Below are 503 nucleotides of genomic sequence, written 5' to 3'. Positions count from 1 at the left end.
CGCCGTCGGCGACTATTAGCCGAGCATTCGTAGCTCGCAGTTCGGGCAAATCCATCCGCGCCCGCGCGGTTCGCAGTTGACCCAGCATGTCGGAGAGACCGGGATCGAAGGGTTCAGAGGTTCCGACGGCTGCTCGTCAACTCCGAACAGTTCTGACACCTGCTTCATCGCGTGGCGCAGGCGTGCGTCGTTCCCGCGTCTCTTGTAGGACCGGGTCATCATCCGTGTTGAGTGCCCTACGAGTTCGACGATGATGTCCTCGGGAATCCCCGCCAGGTAGAACAGGTCGACGGCAGTGTGCCTGAGATCATGCAATCGCACGTCCTTCTTGATGCCGGCCGCCTCCCGAAACTTCGGCCATTCCATTGACATCCGGTCGGGGCGTATCGCCCTGCCGTCGCGCGAGAAAACCAGTCCGTGCGGGTGCTCGAGCGTCGACTGCATCTGGCGCACCAGCATTGTCCTCAGCGGTTCGACGAGCGGGACTACGCGCCAACCAGCCC

At 62.6% G+C, this 503-nt stretch carries 1 protein-coding gene; it reads right to left on the bottom strand.

Features of this window, described 5'->3' with window-relative positions:
* Positions 1 to 15 precede the first annotated feature (15 nt).
* A partial coding sequence (locus tag AC4FQ5_RS20245; RefSeq protein ID WP_491146566.1) for a tyrosine-type recombinase/integrase occupies positions 16 to 503 on the bottom strand: 488 nt, incomplete at its 5' end.

This window comes from Chryseobacterium sp. DT-167 (assembly GCF_058310155.1).
The sequence above is the reverse complement of the archived record's forward strand: the minus strand, read 5'-3'. Positions and strand labels throughout refer to the sequence as shown.